The sequence below is a fragment of the Mesorhizobium sp. ES1-4 genome (genome assembly GCF_020164745.1).
GTDB lineage: Bacteria > Pseudomonadota > Alphaproteobacteria > Rhizobiales > Rhizobiaceae > Mesorhizobium.
Genome location: NZ_JAIUGV010000007.1, coordinates 55,846 through 72,829 on the forward strand (window position 1 = coordinate 55,846; position 16,984 = coordinate 72,829).

Annotated in this window: 18 protein-coding genes; 9 read left to right on the plus strand and 9 right to left on the minus strand. The window is 65.3% G+C overall.

What is annotated here, in order from left to right; all coding sequences use genetic code 11:
* Positions 1-115: 115 nt before the first annotated feature.
* Entirely contained in the window at positions 116-787 is a 672-nt protein-coding gene (locus tag LB556_RS14800; protein ID WP_224568206.1) for an LON peptidase substrate-binding domain-containing protein, read from the plus strand.
* Positions 788-858: 71 nt separating this feature from the next.
* Positions 859-1,098 (plus strand): Trm112 family protein, encoded by a 240-nt coding sequence (locus LB556_RS14805; RefSeq protein WP_224568208.1) that lies wholly within the window; start codon positions 859-861, stop codon positions 1,096-1,098.
* A gap of 71 nt (positions 1,099-1,169) precedes the next feature.
* Here the strand turns inward: LB556_RS14805 and LB556_RS14810 are convergent, their stop codons facing one another.
* The 3 genes from LB556_RS14810 to LB556_RS14820 are packed head-to-tail and all read right to left on the minus strand — an operon-like array spanning position 1,170 to position 6,995.
* Positions 1,170-4,523 (minus strand): error-prone DNA polymerase, encoded by a 3,354-nt coding sequence (locus LB556_RS14810; RefSeq protein ID WP_224568210.1) that lies wholly within the window; start codon positions 4,521-4,523, stop codon positions 1,170-1,172.
* Positions 4,520-5,998, minus strand: a complete 1,479-nt coding sequence (locus LB556_RS14815) for a DUF6504 family protein (protein WP_224568212.1) — start codon at positions 5,996-5,998, stop codon at positions 4,520-4,522. The genes LB556_RS14810 and LB556_RS14815 overlap by 4 nt, the downstream gene beginning before the upstream one ends.
* Positions 5,940-6,995: an ImuA family protein gene (locus tag LB556_RS14820; RefSeq protein ID WP_224568707.1), complete on the minus strand. Its 1,056-nt coding sequence runs from the start codon at positions 6,993-6,995 to the stop codon at positions 5,940-5,942. Before LB556_RS14820 ends, LB556_RS14815 begins: the two co-directional genes overlap by 59 nt.
* Positions 6,996-7,173: 178 nt before the next feature.
* Between LB556_RS14820 and LB556_RS14825 the strand changes: the two genes are divergently transcribed.
* The 3 genes from LB556_RS14825 to LB556_RS14835 all read left to right on the plus strand — a co-directional run bounded on the left by LB556_RS14825 (position 7,174) and on the right by LB556_RS14835 (position 8,316).
* The gene (locus tag LB556_RS14825) at positions 7,174-7,596 is read left to right on the plus strand and encodes a metallopeptidase family protein (protein WP_027055474.1); all 423 of its coding nucleotides are present in this window, start codon (positions 7,174-7,176) and stop codon (positions 7,594-7,596) included.
* Between the two features lie 104 nt (positions 7,597-7,700).
* Entirely contained in the window at positions 7,701-8,021 is a 321-nt protein-coding gene (locus LB556_RS14830) for a type II toxin-antitoxin system RelE/ParE family toxin (protein ID WP_224568214.1), read from the plus strand.
* A gap of 13 nt (positions 8,022-8,034) precedes the next feature.
* Complete coding sequence (locus tag LB556_RS14835; RefSeq protein WP_224568216.1) at positions 8,035-8,316, plus strand: helix-turn-helix domain-containing protein; 282 nt, start codon at positions 8,035-8,037, stop codon at positions 8,314-8,316.
* Between the two features lie 18 nt (positions 8,317-8,334).
* On the opposite strand, the gene LB556_RS14840 is transcribed toward LB556_RS14835, so the two are convergent.
* Positions 8,335-8,541, minus strand: coding sequence for a DUF1737 domain-containing protein (locus LB556_RS14840; protein WP_023769479.1), 207 nt, complete (start codon positions 8,539-8,541; stop codon positions 8,335-8,337).
* Between the two features lie 37 nt (positions 8,542-8,578).
* Entirely contained in the window at positions 8,579-9,475 is an 897-nt protein-coding gene (locus LB556_RS14845) for an HpcH/HpaI aldolase/citrate lyase family protein (RefSeq protein ID WP_224568217.1), read from the minus strand.
* 293 nt (positions 9,476-9,768) lie between these two features.
* On the opposite strand from LB556_RS14845, the gene LB556_RS14850 reads away from it, so the two are divergent.
* From LB556_RS14850 to LB556_RS14865, 4 genes are read left to right on the plus strand one after another with little or no spacing between them, the layout of a single operon-like run.
* Complete coding sequence (locus LB556_RS14850) at positions 9,769-11,304, plus strand: DUF4173 domain-containing protein (RefSeq protein ID WP_224568220.1); 1,536 nt, start codon at positions 9,769-9,771, stop codon at positions 11,302-11,304.
* Between the two features lie 3 nt (positions 11,305-11,307).
* Entirely contained in the window at positions 11,308-12,000 is a 693-nt protein-coding gene (locus LB556_RS14855) for a response regulator transcription factor (RefSeq protein WP_224568222.1), read from the plus strand.
* Complete coding sequence (locus LB556_RS14860) at positions 11,991-13,592, plus strand: sensor histidine kinase (RefSeq protein WP_224568224.1); 1,602 nt, start codon at positions 11,991-11,993, stop codon at positions 13,590-13,592. Before LB556_RS14855 ends, LB556_RS14860 begins: the two co-directional genes overlap by 10 nt.
* A gap of 28 nt (positions 13,593-13,620) precedes the next feature.
* Positions 13,621-14,787 carry an NAD(P)/FAD-dependent oxidoreductase gene (locus LB556_RS14865; RefSeq protein WP_224568226.1) on the plus strand — a complete coding sequence of 389 codons (1,167 nt, stop codon included), beginning with the start codon at positions 13,621-13,623 and terminating at the stop codon, positions 14,785-14,787.
* A gap of 45 nt (positions 14,788-14,832) precedes the next feature.
* On the opposite strand, the gene LB556_RS14870 is transcribed toward LB556_RS14865, so the two are convergent.
* From LB556_RS14870 to LB556_RS14885, 4 genes are read right to left on the minus strand one after another with little or no spacing between them, the layout of a single operon-like run.
* A complete protein-coding gene (locus LB556_RS14870; RefSeq protein WP_224568229.1) occupies positions 14,833-15,564 on the minus strand; it encodes a DUF72 domain-containing protein in 732 nt (243 codons plus the stop codon).
* Between the two features lie 52 nt (positions 15,565-15,616).
* Positions 15,617-16,156 (minus strand): SRPBCC domain-containing protein, encoded by a 540-nt coding sequence (locus tag LB556_RS14875; RefSeq protein ID WP_224568231.1) that lies wholly within the window; start codon positions 16,154-16,156, stop codon positions 15,617-15,619.
* 39 nt (positions 16,157-16,195) lie between these two features.
* On the minus strand, positions 16,196-16,642 hold the full coding sequence (locus tag LB556_RS14880; protein ID WP_224568233.1) for an SRPBCC family protein: 447 nt from the start codon (positions 16,640-16,642) through the stop codon (positions 16,196-16,198).
* Positions 16,642-16,959 (minus strand): ArsR/SmtB family transcription factor, encoded by a 318-nt coding sequence (locus tag LB556_RS14885; RefSeq protein WP_224568235.1) that lies wholly within the window; start codon positions 16,957-16,959, stop codon positions 16,642-16,644. The genes LB556_RS14880 and LB556_RS14885 overlap by 1 nt, the downstream gene beginning before the upstream one ends.
* Between the last annotated feature and the right edge of the window lie 25 nt (positions 16,960-16,984).

Sequence of the window (16,984 nt, forward strand, 5' to 3'; positions counted from 1 at the left end):
CCGGTTGTTTTGTCGCACGGGCTTGCGGCGTCGGGCCAGAGCGCCAGATAGGAGAGCGCCAGGTAGGATTGGGCGGTGGTGACGCTTCGCAATTGGACGCGATCGGAGGAATGAGGTGCAAGCGGGAAACGCGCATTACCGGCTCGCCAAGGATCTGCCGTCGACGATCCCGCTCTTTCCGCTCGAGGGCGCGCTCCTGCTGCCGGGCGGCCGCATGCCGCTCAACATCTTCGAGCCGCGCTACCTCCAGATGGTGGACGAGGCGGTCGCCGGCTCGCGTCTCATCGGCGTCATCCAGCCCGGTCTCGACGGCGCGCTGCGCGAGGACGGCGAGCCGGAGCTCTGCAATGTCGGTTGCATCGGTCGCATCATCGCCCTTTCGGAGACCGGCGACGGCCGCTACCTGATTTCGCTGCAGGGCGTGTGCCGTTTCCGCGTCGCCCATGAGCTGACGGTCAAGACGCCGTTCCGCCAGTGCAAGCCGGCGCCGTTCCTCGCCGATCTCGACGAGGATGGGGCGGCTGAGGAAATCGACCGGCCGGCGCTGCTGCGGGCGTTTCGCGCCTATCTGCAGGCCAATGATCTTGAAGCCGACTGGGAAAGCGTCAGCCGGGCCGAAAATGCCATGCTGGTCAACGCGCTGTCGATGATGGCCCCCTACGGGCCGGCCGAGAAGCAGGCATTGCTGGAAGCCGCGGACCTGAAAACGCGGGCCGAGACGCTGATCGCCATCACCGAGATGACGCTGGCGCGCGAAAACGAGGATTTTGGCTCGAGCCTGCAGTAGGATGTGCCGATATTCAGGTGGCCTGACCTGGATCTCACCACGTCTTCGACGTGAAACCGAAAGAGGACCTGATGGCGGACGGGCGTGATGGAAAGAAAACCAGCGTCGACCCGAAGCTGCTGGAACTGCTGGCCTGCCCGCTAACCAAGGGACCGCTGGCCTGGGACCCCGAGCGCGGCGAACTTGTCTCACGGGTCGCCAAGCTCGCTTATCCGGTGCGCGACGGCATCCCGATCATGCTTCCTTCGGAAGCGCGGGCGTTGTCGGCCGAGGATGTGCTGGCTCCGCCGAAGCTGGGCGGGCCGGGCTGAGGTGGCGTCATGGATCGTCACCTGCCGATCGTGACCGGATCACGAAGGCGCGTGGTGGGACAGGCCGCGCCCTACTGAAAATTACGCCCTTTGGGCATGACCCTTTCCGCTTCTTCCGACAGCCTCGCGAGGTCCTGTCCGACTTTGCGCATCGCGGGCCGGCTGGAGCGATCCGGGTCGTTTGCCTTGGCGGAGCGGCCGGAAGGATCGGCGGCGACCGGTGCGGCCGCACTGACCTTTTCCAGCAGCACGGTCAGCCAGGGCGTCAGATCCTCGATCTTTTCCGCGACGATGTGGACGACACCTGATTCCGACTGCAGTTTCCCGCTGACCTTGACGAAGCGCGCGCCCATGACGATGGGGCGGAAGCGGGTGAAGGTCCTTTCCCAGAAGATGACGTTGGCGACGGCCTTGTCGTCCTCCAGCGTGAGAAAGATCGCGTTGCCCTTGCCAGGGCGCTGGCGCACCAGAACCAGACCGGCAACGGAGACCCGCCTGCCGTCGCGTACGGATGGCAGGCTGGCATTGGGCGTGACGCCGGCGCGGTCGAGTCGCTCGCGCAGGAAGGCGACCGGATGCGCCTTCAGCGACAGGCCGAGCGAGCGGTAGTCGTGGATGACATGCTCGCCGAGCGGCATTTTCGGCAGCTTCGTCTCGGGCTCCAGCTCGCGCAGGCGAAGCGCCGGCTGGTCGAACAGCGGCAGTTTTTCGGCGGCACTCTTGCCGTCGAGGGCGCGGACCTCCCACAGCGCTGCGCGGCGGTCGAGGCCGATCGACCGAAAGGCGTCGGCCTGTGCCAATTTTTCGATTTCGTCGACATCGAGGCCGGAGCGCAGCCAGACATCCCTGACGGTCGAGTAGCCGGAACCGCGCCGCTCGACGAAAGCGTCCATGCGTTCTTTCGACAAGCCCTTGATCTGCCTGAAGCCGAGCCGGAGCGCATGGCTGGTCTCGATGACGCCGCGCATATCGGCATGGCGCGGCAGGATGCGGGCCGGATCGAAGGGCGCCTCTTCCAAGGTGCAGTCCCAGACGGAGAAATTGACGTCGGCCTCGCGGATGTCGACGCCATGGTCGCGCGCATCGCGCACCAGCTGCGCCGGCTGATAGAAGCCCATCGGCTGCGAGTTCAGGATCGCGGCGCAGAACACGTCGGGATAGAAGGTCTTAAACCAGCAGGAGGCATAGACGAGCAAGGCGAAGGAGGCGGCGTGGCTTTCGGGGAAACCGTATTCGCCAAAGCCCTCGATCTGCTTGAAGCAGCGTTCGGCGAAGTCCTTCGTGTAGCCCTTGCCGACCATGCCGTCGATCATGCGCTGGCGGTAATTGCCGATGGTGCCGGTGCGCTTGAAGGTGGCCATGGCGCGGCGCAGTTCATCGGCCTCTCCCGGTTTGAAACCGCCGGCGACGATAGCGATGTTCATCGCCTGCTCCTGGAACAGTGGTACACCAAGCGTCTTGCCGAGGATCGCTTCCAGCTCCGGCTTTTGATACTCGGCCTTTTCCTTGCCTTGCCGGCGACGCAGATAAGGGTGGACCATGTCGCCCTGGATGGGGCCGGGGCGTACGATCGCCACCTCGATGACGAGGTCGTAGAATTCGCGTGGCTGGAGACGCGGCAGCATCGACATCTGGGCGCGCGATTCGATCTGGAAGACGCCGAGCGTATCGGCGCGGCAGATCATGTCGTAGACATGTCGGTTCTCCGCCGGGAGAGTGGCCAGCACATAGGGCCGGCCAAATTCATCCCGTGCCCGCGGATAATGGTCCGTGAGCAGAGTGAAGGCGCGTTGCAGGCAGGTCAGCATGCCGAGCGCGAGCACATCCACTTTCAGGATCTTCACCGCGTCCAGATCGTCCTTGTCCCATTCGACCATCTTGCGCTCGTCCATCGCCGTCTTGACGATGGGCACGATCTCGTCGAGCCGGTCCCTGGTGATGACGAAGCCGCCGACATGCTGAGAGAGATGGCGGGGAAAACCCATGATCTCGTTGGCGCGTTCCATCACATGCCGCGATATGGGATCGCTGCGATCGAGGCCGCCGGCCCTGGCTTCCTTCTCGCCGAGTTCCGAGGTCGACCAGCCCCAGATGGAGCCGGAAAGGGATGCCCGGACATCCTCGGACAGGCCCATCGCCTTCGACACTTCGCGCAGCGCCGAGCGGCCGCGATAGCTGATGACGGCTGCGGCCAGCGCCGTGCGCTTGCCGCTGTATTTCTCGTAGATGTACTGGATGACGGTTTCGCGCTTTTCGTGCTCGAAATCGACGTCGATGTCCGGCGGCTCGTTCCTTTCCTCGGAAATGAAGCGCTCGAAAAGCGAATTGATTTTCTCCGGCCCCACTTCGGTGATGCCGATGCAGAAACAGACGACCGAGTTGGCGGCCGACCCACGCCCCTGGCAGAGAATATCCTTGCTTCGCGCGAACTTGACGATGTCGTGGACGGTCAGGAAGTAACGGGCATAGTTGAGGCGCTCGATCAGAGCGAGCTCTTCCTCGATGCGCTTGATCACGGAGTCGGGCACACCCGCCGGGTAGCGGTTGACCGCTCCTTCCCTTGCCAGCCGCTCCAACTCGGCCTGGGGGCCGAGTCCCGATTCCGTCGGCTCGTCGGGATAATTGTACTGGAGGTCACTGAGCGAGAAGGTCAGCTCTTCGCCGAAACGCAGCGTCTCCGCCAGCGCCTGCGGATGCCTGCGGAACAGGCGCGCCATCTCCAGCGGCGGCTTCAGATGGCGTTCGGCATTGGCGGTCAGCTCCAGCCCCGCCTCGGCGACCGGAACATTGAGTCGGATGGCGGTCAGCACATCCTGCAGCGGGCGGCGTTCTGCCGTGTGATAGAGAACGTCGTTGGTCGCCATCAGCGGGATGCCGGCGCTCCGGGCCATCGCCGCCGCCTGCTCGATCCGGAAGCGGTCATGGCCGGCATAGCAGGGCGACACACCGAGCCGCAGGGCCGGGCCGAAACGGTCCTTGAGCTCACGGAGCAAAGCCAGGCTGTCCTGCGCACCCAGTGCCAGGTCGGGCAGGACCGCCAGCGACATCCGGTCTCCCCATTCGAGCAGGTCGTCGCGCCGCAGCAGGGTGGCGCCCTTTTCGGTCTCCTCACGCAGATTGGCCTGGGTGAGCATGCGGCACAGATGTCCCCAGCCCGTACGGTCCCTGGGATAGGCGAGGATGTCGGGGGTGCCGTCGCCAAAAACCAGCCGGCAGCCTGGATGATAGGAGAGCTTTTCGACCTTGGCCTGCTGCCAGGCGCGCACCACGCCGGCCACGCTGTTGCGGTCGGCGAGCCCGATCGCGGAGAAGCCCAGCAGCTTGGCCGCGACCACCAGTTCCTCCGGCTTGGAGGCGCCGCGCAGGAAGGAGAAATTCGACTGGATGCCGAACTCGGCATAGGGGATGACGGTCAGCGCGTTCATGCGAAGACCCCGTGCATGAACCAGCGCGGCGGGATCTGTGAGGCGCCGCCGTAAAGGCCTTGCCGGTAGAGCCAGTAGCGGCGGCCATCGGCATCCTCGATGCGGAAATAGTCGCGTGTCGACGCCGCCGGGTCGCCTGGCGCCTGGCGCCACCATTCGGCGGCGATGCGCTCCGGACCTTCGGCGCGCATCACACGGTAAAGCGCGCGGCGCCAGCGGAAATGCAGCGGCGGTCCCTCCGGCATTTCGGTGGCCGGCACATCGATGGGCTCGGGTGCGCGAAACAGCCGGATCGGCCGCTCCGGCGGAAAGATGGTTTTGGGCGCCTGCATCCTGTCCGGCTTCCTCGGCGGCGTGGTCCGGCGCGGCGCCTCGGTAAAGGGGACGATGGCGACGGCGCGTTCGGGCAGATGGCTTTCCACAGGGACCGGCCGCAGGACCGCGCCTTCGCCGAGGCGGGCGCGGATACGGTCGGCGAACAGGGCGATGTCGGCGCCGTCATCGGCCGCTTCACCGGTCAGATCGGCCTGCTGCATGTCGAAAGCGGCAACGGCCAGCACCGAGAGGCGCACCAGATCGAAGCCATAACCGGCATCGATATGCTGCTCGAGCGCTGCCAGCCTTTCATGGAACAATTTCCGGATCAGCAAGGGTTCGCGCATCGGCCGCGAGGTGCCGAGCGCAATGCGGCTGACGGCGCCGTCGACGCGAAAGAGCAGCAGCGCCAGCGTCCGGGCGCCTTCGCCGCGGCGTTCGAGGTCGGTCTTCAAGGTCGTCGCCAGCATGCCCACCAACCGCTCTATCTCCTCGGTCAAGGTGACCGGCTCGGCGAGATGGCGTTCGACCGAAAGCGGCGCGACGGGAAGGCGCGGCGAGACCGCCTCGTCGAGACGGCCAAGCGCTTGGTCGAGACGCAGGAGCAAGGTGGCGCCGAACCGGCGGGCGAGCGGCGCGCGCGGCGCGGCCATGACGGCGCCCGCCGTGCGCAGCCCCACACTTTCCAGGCTGGCGCGGGTTTCCGGCGCGATGCGAAGGGCGGCCAACGGCAAGGTGGCAAGCAAGGCTTCCTCCTCGCCCGACCCAACGATACGGTCGCCGCAAAAGCGTGCCGCCGCCCAGGCGGCTCCCGGGGTCGCGGCAAGCCCGGCGCGGACGTCGAACCCCTGCTGGAAGAAGCGGGATTGGATTTCATCCAGCATGGCGCGTTCGCCGCCGAACAGATGGGTGCAGCCGGTGACGTCGAGGAACAGGCCGTCGATGCCGTCCAGCGCCACCAGCGGCGTGTAGCGGTCGCACCAGTCGGCAAGGCCTTCGAGCAGGCGCCGGTCGGCCTCCGGATCGGCTTCGACGATGTCGATCGACGGATGCATGGCGCGCGCATCGGCAATCCCCATGTCGCGCTTCAGGTGCAGCGCCTCAGCCCGCTCGTCGAGGGCCGAGATGCGCTGCGCGTTGCCCTGGCGGTGGCTGATCACGAGCGGCGGGTGAGATGGCGGCGGATGATGCGACGGCCGGGAACGCCAGGATTTCCCCAGCCGCTGCCGCAGGATCCTTTCGGTCGCGAGATAGGGAAACCACAGCGACAGGATTCTCTGCCCGCTCGCGGTCTCCACCGTTTCTTTCGCCGCCCCTTCTTTCATCGAATCTGCGTTCATCGGGGTTCCACTCCAGTGTGAATTGTCCAGGCACGGCCGTGCGGCTCTTGCCGATGCTGATGGTGAAGGCGGGATGGCCGATCGAGCCGGCGAGCGGCCCGGCGACCGTGGCGCGCGGCACGGCCGGCGCCGACGAGACATTCAGCCGAACAGGCGCCGCCGTCGGTTCGGGCCCGGCCGCCTGCCGCAGCAGCAGCACCGGCCGGCCGGCCCCTTGCGCCCGCGCATGCAGGCGGCGCGTGGCGGTCAGGTCCAGCCGCTGCGGATTGCCCCGGATTTCCAGGATCACGGCGGCAAGCGCGGTCATCCTCGCGGCCTCCTCGGCAACCCACAGTGCATCGACAAGCCTGGGCGCCTCGGAAAACAGCAATTGCCCGGGCTCGATGCCGAAGGCGGCATGCAGTCCCCTGGCGTAGGGAAAGCCGGCCTCGTGGAAAATTTCCGATGTCCCGATCCACAGGATGGGCAGCCCCCGCGCCCGGTTGAGGATCAGGCTGACGAGCGACAGGGCGAAGCCGGCGACGGCTCCCGCGTCGCGGGTTTCCAGGCCATGGATCTCGGTCAGGGCGGCTTTCGGCAGGCCGCCGCCGAGCGCGGCATCGAGCCGTTCGACGCCGATGGGCAGGAAAGCATCCGGCAAGGCCGCGGCAAGCCCGCGCCGGACGATCGTCAGATCGCTGCCGCGGCCAGTGCCGGCGCCGGCATCAAGGGTCGCCCCCGCCGGCGCCTGCAGGCGCTCGGGCAGCGTTCCCTCGATCTTCGCGATCTGGCGGCGCAGGGCAAAAACAGTCTCCCGCGCCACGGCGGTCATCGCCATGACGTCAGCTTCCACTCACAATTGTTCCTGTTATGTTCCTATAGATTCCAGAGCGACCCGGAAGAGTCAAGCAGAGTCATAAGGAATTTATTCCTCCCTGCGCGCGAAAAACCGGCGCATACGCGTCATTTGCCTCGACCGGTGCGAAAGCCTATATGCCGGGATCAAAGGACAAAGCATGGCACGCATCTACAAGACCCGTACCTGGCACGGTGAACTTGCGCCCTCGATGGAGGAATTGGAGTTCCTGGCCCTGGAAGCCTACGCCCATCTGCCGGAGGATTTTCGCAAGCTGACCGGCGAGATCGTCATCCAGATCGCCGAATTCCCGACCGACGAGATCATGGACGATCTGTCGCTGGAGACGCCGTTCGACCTGCTCGGCCTGTTCGAGGGACGCGGCATCGCCGAACGCTGGAACCCGCAAACCGGGGAAGGCCCGAATCGCATCACGCTCTACCGCCGCGCCATGCTCGACTACTGGGCCGAAAACGAGGAAACGCTGGGCGACATCGTCACCCACGTGCTGATCCACGAAATCGGCCACCATTTCGGCCTGTCGGACGATGACATGGAGAGGATCGAAGAGGCGGCGGAATAGGGCCTGATCGCAGCGTGGGCCGCGAGTCCTCGTTATGGTGATCAGTCGGCCAATGACGGGTCACCGTCTTGCACAATTATACAAGTTTTGATATAAGCCTGCCAATGCCTGTGACGAAGCGCCTGGAGTTTCTTGGAGATTCCCTTGCCCAGCTCCGGAATTTTCCAGAGGCGGCGCGCAAGGAAACAGGCGTTCAGCTGCATAAGGTGCAGCTCGGACTTGAGCCAAGCGACTGGAAGCCAATGACGACCGTCGGCCCGGGTGTGCGGGAAATTCGCGTCCGCGATGACGCCGGCGCGTTCCGGGTGCTTTACGTCGCGAGCATAGGAGACGCCGTCTATGTGCTGCACGCCTTTCAGAAGAAGACGCAACAGACGGTGAAACGCGATCTGGATCTTGCCACATCCCGGTTCAGGCAGATCTAGTGGAGGTAGGACAATGGAACGTCAGAGTTTTGAAAACGTGTGGGACGCGCTGGAGGATACTCCGGCCGAGTCCGCCAACATGACCATGCGCTCCAACTTGCTGATCGCGATCGAACAGCGGGTGCGGAGTTGGGACGTTACTCAGGCCGAAGCAGCCAACCGGCTCGGAATTACCCAGCCACGCCTTAGCGACCTCCTGCGGGGCAGGATCGCGAATTTCAGTCTGGACACGTTGATCAATCTTGCCGCACTGGCCGGACTTGTCGTGCGCCTTGATATCGCCGATGCTGCCTGATGCTCTCCTCGGCAGCGGCTACCAGTCGCTGAGCTTGGTGTCCGGCCCGTATTCCTGGCCTTCGACATCCTTCACCACGGCCTGGCCGCAGCGCATGGTCTTGGCTTTCTTGTCATAGGCGTAGGTCGGCGAGCCGAACAGGTGCCAGCCCTTGTTGAGCGCCGCGGTCACCTTGTGGCAGAAGCTGGCGTCGTCCGGGGCGGTCAGAAAGCGGTAGAGCTTCATCGTCCAATTCCTGTCATGCATCCGTAGTCGGCGAATATCATGCGCCGATGGCGGCCGCCTTCGCCAGCAGTTTTTCGGCCTGCGCCAGGTGCAGCCGCTCGACCATCCTGCCATCCAGCGAGATCACGCCCTTGCCGCGGTTTTGCGCGAGCGCGAAGGCATCCTTCACCGCGCGCGCCTCGGCCAGTGCCTGCGGCGATGGGGCGAAGGCGCGGTTGGCGGCCTCGACCTGCGATGGATGGATCAGCGTCTTGCCGTCAAAGCCCATGGCCGCGGCCTGCGTGCACTCGCGCGCAAACGCGTCCGGGTCGCGAAAATCATTGAACACCCCATCAAGCATGTCGAGGTCGCCGGCGCGCGCCGCCAGCAGCATCTGCATCAGCCATGGCAGGAGATAGACGCGGTCCGGCATCGCCAGCACGCCGGTATCCTTGATCAGGTCATTCGTTCCGGCAACGAAACAAGCCAGCCTTGAGGCGGGGTCGCGCCCAAGTTCGGCGATGGCGCCGATGTTGAGCATGGCCTTGGGCGTCTCGATCATGGCCCATAGTTTCACGCTGTCGGGGGCAAAATTGTCGTCCAGCACATCGCCGACCTCAAGCACGTCGCGCGGCGTTTCGACCTTGGGCAGCAGGACGCCGTCCGGCTCGGCTTTCGCTACGGCCGCAAGATCCTCGGCACCCCATTCGCTGGACAGCGCGTTGACACGCACCACCATCTCGCAGCGCCGACCATTGTGGCCGGCATCGGGGCGATCGGCGAAAATGCCGGCCAGCTTTTCGCGCGCGGCGATCTTGTCGGCGGGAGCGACGGCGTCCTCCAGGTCGATGATGACGGCGTCGCAGCCAAGCTGCGCGATCTTGGCCAGCGCCTTGTCGTTGGAGGCCGGGACATAGAGCACGGAGCGGCGCGGGCGGTAGGATTCGGTCGTCATGATCCGATCTATGCCGGTTGCGACCGGGAGAGGCAAGCCGCCATCCCCTGCACGAAAACTGCACACGGCTGCGGAAAACCTCCTCGGATCCGCCCTGCCGCCTCCCCGCCGGCCTGCGAGACAGGCGGCATGCACAAGCCAGTCAAACTCCCATGGTCCCTGCCTTACCGGCTGCGCCGCGAAGGCTGGTGGCTGGCCGACCCGCCACGTGCGAAGCCGGCGGCGACCGTCATTCCTTTCGGCCGCAAACGCCCACCGACAACCCGGCTGAAAGCCATGAGAAAGATCAGGCCATGACATCATTGTTCACTGCCGCGCCGGGCCACGGCAGCCGCTTCGGCGTGGCCGTGCTACTGGTCGTGCTGGCGGACTTCCTCTTTTATGGCCAGCCCGCCGGCATCACGGTCTTCCTGTTCGCCATCCTCATCGCCGCCGCCGTCGTGGCCGTGCATCCCACGGCCTTCAGCGACGGCAGGGTCTGGCTCAGGCCCGCCGCCCTGCTTGTCGCACTGCTGCCGCTCGCCGAAAATGTCAGCACCCTGTCCGTTTCGATCGCACTGGCAGCACTGGTGGCGTTCGCGCTTTCGCTGGGCGGTCGCTTGGGACGCAGCATGGCGCGCATTGCCGGCCAGATCGGGCTGTTCTGGCTGGCGGCGCCATTTCGGTTCGCCAATGATTTCATCCGTTGGCGCAAGGCGGCACGCCGCTTCAGCGGGCGCCGCGTCCGGCTGTCGGCAATCGCGGTCTGGATCATGCCGCTTGCGCTGGGCTCCGTCTTCCTGGCGCTGTTCGGCGCCGCCAATCCGATCATCGAATACTGGCTGGCGCTGATCGACCTGACGAAGCTGCTCGATCTCATCCAGCTGTCGCGGATCGCCTTCTGGCTGTTCGTGCTCGCCGCGGTCTGGGCTTTCCTGCGGCCTCGCCTGCCGCGCTTTCGCCGGCGTGTCCCCAGCCCTCCTCCCGCCGATGCTCGACAGGCGGCCAGCCCGGATGCCGTCGAGACCATAGTGTTCGGCAAGGCCGCCATCCTGCGCGCACTGATCGTCTTCAATGCGCTGTTCGCGTTGCAGACCGCGCTCGACGCCACCTATCTCTGGGGCGGCGTCGCCCTGCCCGACGGCTTGAGCTACGCGGCCTATGCGCATCGCGGCGCCTATCCGCTCATCGTCACCGCGCTGCTTGCCGCCGGTTTTGTCCTTGCGGCACTCAGGCCCGGAAGCGAAACATCCGCCGATCCGCTCATCCGCCGGCTGGTCTATGCCTGGGTGGCACAGAACATCCTGCTCGTCGTCTCGTCGATCCTGCGTCTCGACCTCTATGTCGGCATCTATGCGCTGACATACTGGCGCATCGCGACTTTCGTCTGGATGGGGCTGGTGGCGGCCGGGCTTGCGCTGATCATCGCCCGCATCGCGCTCGGAAAATCCAATGAATGGCTCTCGTCCGCCAATCTTCTGACGTTATCGGCGACGCTTTATGCCTGCTGTTTCATCGATTTCGCGGCAACGATCGCCACTTATAATGTCGACCATTCCCTAGAAATGACCGGACAAGGCATCCCCCTCGACGGCTGGTATCTGCGCTCGCTCGGCCCAAGCGCGTTTCCGGCGCTCGATCGCTTCCTCGATCATCAGGGCGGGACGGCCCAAGCCGGCGCTGTCCGCGAACTTGCGAGACTGCGCGGCGTCGACGAGGGATGGTACCGCAACGCCCTGGAAAACTGGCGGGCCTGGAGCTTTCGCGACCGGCGCCTGCTCTTCTATCTCGACACCAGGGCCTTGCCTGTGATTCCCTCCGTTTCCGAACCTTACCCGCCGGGCCGCTGATCCATGCCGCATCACATCCTCGTCGCCGACGATGACCCGCATATCCGCGAAGTGATCTGCTTCGCGCTGGAGAAGGCCGGCATGAAGACGGCTGCGGTTGCCGATGGCGCCGCCGCCTTGCGGGCGATCGAACGGCGCCCGCCCGACCTTGTCGTGCTCGACATCGGCATGCCGGAAATGGACGGGCTGGAGGTCTGCCGGCGGCTGCGACACACCTGCGATGTGCCGGTGCTGTTCCTGTCGGCGCGCGACGAAGAAATAGATCGCATCCTTGGCCTGGAAATGGGCGGCGACGACTATGTGACAAAGCCGTTCAGCCCACGCGAGCTGGTCGCCCGCGTCAACGTCATCCTGCGCCGTGCCCGCCCGGCGCCGCCCGAGCCGGCCGACGACAGGCAATTCGCCCATGGCAAGCTCGCCTTGGCGCCGGCCAGTCACAGCGCCAGCTTCGACGGCAGGCCGCTAGCCCTGACAGGCATCGAGTTCTCGATCCTGAAAGGGTTTCTGGCACGGCCGACGCATGTGCTCGACCGCGACGCGGTGATGGCCAGTGCCTATGCCGGCAAGATCCATGTCGCCGACCGCACCGTCGACAGCCATATCCGCAACATCCGCGCCAAGCTGGCGGCGGTGGGTTGTCCCGAGGTCATCGAGACCGTGCACGGCGTCGGCTTCCGGCTCGGCCGATGCGGCTGACGGCTTCGCGCAAATGGATCGGCCGCAAATGGCGGCCGCGCCTTGCCACCGTCGTCGTCGCCATCCTGATCCTGGTAATGGCCTTGCCGCTGGTCGGCCTGTTCTTCTTCCGCCTCTACGAGAACCAGCTGATCCGCCAGACCGAGGCGGAGCTGATCGCGCAAGGGGCGGCCATCGCAGCCATCTATGCACAGGAGGTGCGCGACGCCGGCATTTCGCCGGACAAGCTCGGCGCCCCGATGCCGCAGGCTGGCGGAAACGCGAGCCGCGCCCCCGATCCCGACGGGCGATACCGGCCGATCGAGCCGGGCCTCGATCTCGCTTCGGATTATGTGCTTCCGACACGGCCAGCGGCCATGCCCGCCACCGCCGATCCCGCCTTCGCCGCGATCGGCGCGCGTCTGTCCGGCATTCTCGACGCCACGCAAAAAACCACGCTGGCCGGCTTCCGGCTGCTCGATCCTCGGGGTGTCGTCATCGCCGGGCGCGACGAGATCGGCCAGTCGCTGGCCGAAGTCCAGGAGGTGCGCGCCGCGCTTGACGGCCGCTATGCCAGCGCGCTCAGGCTGCGCATTTCCGACCAGCCGGCGCCGCCGCTCTATTCGGTCAGCCGCGGCACCAGAGTGCGTGTCTTCGTTGCTTTGCCCGTAGCCGTCGACCGCCATGTCGCCGGCGTGGTCTATGTTTCGCGGACGCCCAACAACATCGTCAAGCATCTCTATGGCGAGCGTGGCAAGGTGACGTTGGCGGCCATTGCCATCCTCGGCGGCACGCTGCTGATCGGCCTGGTGTTCCTGCGCACCGTCAGCCGGCCGATCTATGCGCTGATCGACCGCACCCAGCGCATCGCCGCCGGAGAACGCGACGCGATCCGGCCGCTCGACCATCACGGCACCTACGAAATGGCCGAACTTTCCGCCGCTTTCCTCGAAATGGCCGAAAAGCTGCAAGCGCGCTCTGACTCGATCCAGACTTTCGCCACTCATGTCTCGCACGAACTCAAGTCGCCGCTGACGGCGATCCAGGGCGCGGCCGAGCTGCTGCGTGATTCCGGCTCTGCGATGGATGATGACGAGCGGCGGCGCTTCTCCGACAATATCGTCACCGATGCCGGGCGGCTCAACCTGCTGGTCCGGCGGCTGCTCGACCTGGCGCGCGCGGAAAATCTCGCGCCTAGCGGCGAGAGCACGTCGGTGAAGGGGGCGCTGGCTCTGCTCCCCGTCGACACCAGGCTGGCGGTGCGCGTCGAGGTGGGCGGCGATCTGGCGTTGCGCATATCGGCCGAGAATGCGGCAATCGTGTTTGGCAATCTGATAGACAATTCCGCCAGGCACGGCGCGACGCAGGTCTTGATCACCGCCGCAAGCGCTGGCGGCAAGGCGACGGTGCTGGTCGGCGACGACGGCGCGGGCATTTCACCGAGCAACCGGGCGCGCATTTTCGAGCCGTTCTTCACGACGCGGCGCGAGTCCGGCGGCACCGGCATGGGCCTCGGTATCGTGCTGGCCCTCCTGAAAGCGCATGATGGTACGATCCGGCTGGTTGACAGCGCGCGCGGCACGCGCTTCGAGATTGTCTTGCCTGTCGCGTAAGGACACCGGCAGTGGATCGGAGAAAAAAGTGCGCTACGACATCGTCATCATCGGCGGAGCCATCGTCGGGTCCTCGGTCGCCTACTATCTGCGCGAGGAAGGGTTTTCCGGCTCGATCGCGCTGATCGAGCGCGACCCGCAATTCGCCCATGCGGCGACGACGCTGTCCATGGCCTCGATCCGCCAGCAATTCTCGATTCCGGAAAACATCCGCCTATCGCAATTCACCCTGAAACTGTTCCGGCGGCTGAAGGAAGAATTCGGCAGCGATGCCGATATCGGCTTTCGCGAGGGCGGTTATCTCATCCTCGCCGGCGAGGCCGGGCTGCCGATCCTGAAAGCCAACCATGAAGCGCAGGTCGCCGAGGGCGCCGACATCCTGCTCGAGGACGCGGATGCACTGACGCGCCGCTTCCCCTGGCTGTCGGCCGAAGGCATCGCCGCCGGCGCCTATGGCCGGACGGGCGAGGGCTGGTTCGATGCGCATGCCATGCTGATGCTGTTCCGCAAGGCGCTGCGGGAGAAGAAGATCGACTTCATCGGCGCTTCGGTCGCCAGCGTCGAGCGGCAGGGCGACCGCGTCACCGGCGTCAGCCTCGACAATGGCGATCGGATCGAGGCCGGCATCGTCGTCAACGCCGCCGGGCCGAACGCCGGCAAGGTCGCCGCCCTTGCCGGGCTGGCGCTGCCGGTCGAGCCGCGCAAGCGTAACGTCTTCGTCTTCGAGGCGCGCGAGAAATATGCCGACATGCCGCTGCTGGTCGATCCCTCCGGCATCTATGTCAGGCCGGAAGGCTCGGTCTACCTCACCGGCGGCGCCGAGCCGGAAGAGGGCGACGGCCCGGCCGACCCCGGGGATTTCGATGTCGACTGGCCGCTCTTCGAAGAGGTGATCTGGCCGGTGCTGGCAACCCGCATCCCGGCCTTCGAGGCCATCAAGCCGACGCGCGCCTGGGCCGGCCACTACGATTACAACACGCTCGACCAGAACGCGGTGATCGGCCCGCACCCCGAGGTGACGAATTTCCTGTTCGCCAACGGATTTTCCGGCCACGGCCTGCAGCAGGCGCCGGCGGTCGGCAAGGCGCTGGCCGAGTTGATCGTGCATGGCGGCTACCGGACGATCGATTGTTCGGCATTTGGCTATGGCCGGGTGGCGGAGGGACGGGCGTTTCGGGAATTGAATGTGATTTGAGACGCCCTTCTTCCTTCTCCCACAGGGGAGAAGGGAAAACCGCGTCTAGGCAACCATCGCGTCGACAGCGAGCGCATTGCCAAGCGCATTGCCCGCGGCCGTGTTGTCGAAAATGCCCCAGACCTCGGCACCGGAAGCCGCCGCCGCTTCGACTTGCCGGCTGATTCGGTCGAGGCTTTCGGCATCGTAGTCGGAGTAGTAGACGCGCGGCGCGCCGTGCCAGCGGAAATAAGCCAGGCCTGGCCAGCCGCCTGGCACCGCCGCCGTCGGCACCGCGGCCGGATCGGCGGCGACGCGCGCGATCCGGCGATCGGCCAGAAGCGCCTCCGCCTCCGGTTCGAACCAGCTGGCATGACGCGGCTCGCAGACCAGCCTGGCTTGGGTCCGCTTGCGCAGCATGTCGAAGAAACCGCTCGCGACATCCGGCTCGAAGGGCAGGCTCGGCGGCAGCTGCACCAGAAGCACGCTCAGCTTTCCACCGAGACCTTCGACCTGTCGGAGAAAGCTTTCCAAGAGGTCGCCGCAGTCGACGAGGCGGCGCTCATGAGTGATGGCCTTCGGCACCTTGACGGCGAAGCGGAAGTGCTCCGGCACGGCGCCTGCCCAGCGCTCATAGGTCTCGCGGCGGTGCGGCTTGTAGAAGGATGTGTCGATCTCGACGATCGGAAAATGCCTGGAATAGCGTTCGAGATGCGATCCGGGTTGCGGAAAATCTTGCCTGTATCGGGTCGGAATGCCCCAGCCGGCCGTGCCTATGAAAAATGCCTGTTTTCCCATGCAAAAATGCCTGTTTTCCCATGCATGGGATGTGGGCAGGGTAAGGTGTGGGTCAAGGCGGACAGGGGCTGCGCGAAGCTTTGCCATCATCGATCCGCTGCTCATGCGCAGCCGGTCTTTCAGCGTCCACATGCGCTTGCAGCCAGGCCAGCACCCGCGCCCAGCCCTCGGCATGTTCGGTCGCCGCATTGCTCAGTCCCGCAAAGCCGCCATGGCAGACGGTGAGGCGCGTACCCCTGCCAACCTGCTGCAGCAGCCAGGCTACCGTGGTTTGCCTCCGGCCAAGCGTGGGATGGTCCCAGTCATAGGTCCGCGTCTGCACGATGCGGCGCGGCGCTTCGATGTCGAGGAATTCGCCGCTGGCCGGCATGGCCTTGCCGTCCGCCGTGCGGACAACAACGGTCCAATGGCCACCGACGCGAAGGTCGGCCGACCAGTCAACCATCCGGTAGGTATCGGCGGACCCCCACCATTGCTCGACTTCCTTGCCGACCAGGGCCCTGAAGATACGCTCCGGAGGCGCTTCGATCTCTACGGAGGCCATGACGGTATCGCCGTTGGTCATGCTCTGCACCCTGGGAATGTGCATCATGGATGCCTCCTAATTCGTTTCGCTATCGAAACAAGGCTTTCATCCTTTTGATGGCGGGCGCTCAAAACCCTTGCCGGTCTCGAGCAGGCTCTTGAGGCTGGCCAGCACCAGCGGCCAGCCCTTGGCGACATTGCCGATCAGTCTGTGCGGCCCGCCGGCCTCATGGGTAACGGCAAGCTTCGTCAGTTCGCCGTCCTGTTCGATCGTGAAGGTGCAACGCGTGTAGCCGTCTTCTTTCACCTCGGGCATCCATTCGTTGCGCCATTTGATGACGAGGCGCCGCGGCGGGTCGATCTCGAGGATCTCGCCGCTGTCGGCGACGCGTCCGTCCGGGAAGATCAACTTCCAGCTCGAGCCTACTTTCCACTCGCTCTCCTGGTAGGAGCAGAGGAAGAACTGGCGATTGAACTCCGGGTCGGTCAAGGCTTTCCAGAGCTTTTCGGGCGTGGTGCGGATATAAGTCACATAAACGAAGCTGTTGCTCATCAGTCTTCCCTTTCGAGGCGTCTCTTCAGATCGCTGAGGGCGGTCAGCCGCCCCCGCTCGAACTTGCCGATCCAGCGTTCGGCGATCTCGTTGATCGGAACCGGGTTGAGGTAGTGCTCCTTCTCTCGGCCCCGGCGGATGCTGGTGACGAGGTTCGCCTCTTCCAGGATCGCCAGGTGCTTGGTCACCGCCTGGCGGGTCATGGCCATGTCCGCGCCCAGGGCATTCAGCGTCTGCCCGTTCCTGGCATGAAGGCTGTCCAGCAATTGCCGGCGTGTCGGGTCGGCCAGGGCGCGAAAGACGGCATCCATGCTCATGGCGTTAATATGCAACCTTTTGGTT

Coding starts and splice junctions, on each gene's coding strand:
- LB556_RS14835 (WP_224568216.1), top strand. CDS start 8,035: ATGGAACGTCAGAGTTTTGAAAACGTGTGGGACGCGCTGGAGGATACT.
- LB556_RS14810 (WP_224568210.1), bottom strand. CDS start 4,523: ATGAACGCGCTGACCGTCATCCCCTATGCCGAGTTCGGCATCCAGTCG.
- LB556_RS14840 (WP_023769479.1), bottom strand. CDS start 8,541: ATGAAGCTCTACCGCTTTCTGACCGCCCCGGACGACGCCAGCTTCTGC.
- LB556_RS14850 (WP_224568220.1), top strand. CDS start 9,769: ATGACATCATTGTTCACTGCCGCGCCGGGCCACGGCAGCCGCTTCGGC.
- LB556_RS14875 (WP_224568231.1), bottom strand. CDS start 16,156: ATGATGCACATTCCCAGGGTGCAGAGCATGACCAACGGCGATACCGTC.
- LB556_RS14805 (WP_224568208.1), top strand. CDS start 859: ATGGCGGACGGGCGTGATGGAAAGAAAACCAGCGTCGACCCGAAGCTG.
- LB556_RS14830 (WP_224568214.1), top strand. CDS start 7,701: ATGCCTGTGACGAAGCGCCTGGAGTTTCTTGGAGATTCCCTTGCCCAG.
- LB556_RS14845 (WP_224568217.1), bottom strand. CDS start 9,475: ATGACGACCGAATCCTACCGCCCGCGCCGCTCCGTGCTCTATGTCCCG.
- LB556_RS14855 (WP_224568222.1), top strand. CDS start 11,308: ATGCCGCATCACATCCTCGTCGCCGACGATGACCCGCATATCCGCGAA.
- LB556_RS14825 (WP_027055474.1), top strand. CDS start 7,174: ATGGCACGCATCTACAAGACCCGTACCTGGCACGGTGAACTTGCGCCC.
- LB556_RS14820 (WP_224568707.1), bottom strand. CDS start 6,995: ATGGCGATGACCGCCGTGGCGCGGGAGACTGTTTTTGCCCTGCGCCGC.
- LB556_RS14870 (WP_224568229.1), bottom strand. CDS start 15,564: ATGGGAAAACAGGCATTTTTCATAGGCACGGCCGGCTGGGGCATTCCG.
- LB556_RS14880 (WP_224568233.1), bottom strand. CDS start 16,642: ATGAGCAACAGCTTCGTTTATGTGACTTATATCCGCACCACGCCCGAA.
- LB556_RS14885 (WP_224568235.1), bottom strand. CDS start 16,959: ATGAGCATGGATGCCGTCTTTCGCGCCCTGGCCGACCCGACACGCCGG.
- LB556_RS14860 (WP_224568224.1), top strand. CDS start 11,991: ATGCGGCTGACGGCTTCGCGCAAATGGATCGGCCGCAAATGGCGGCCG.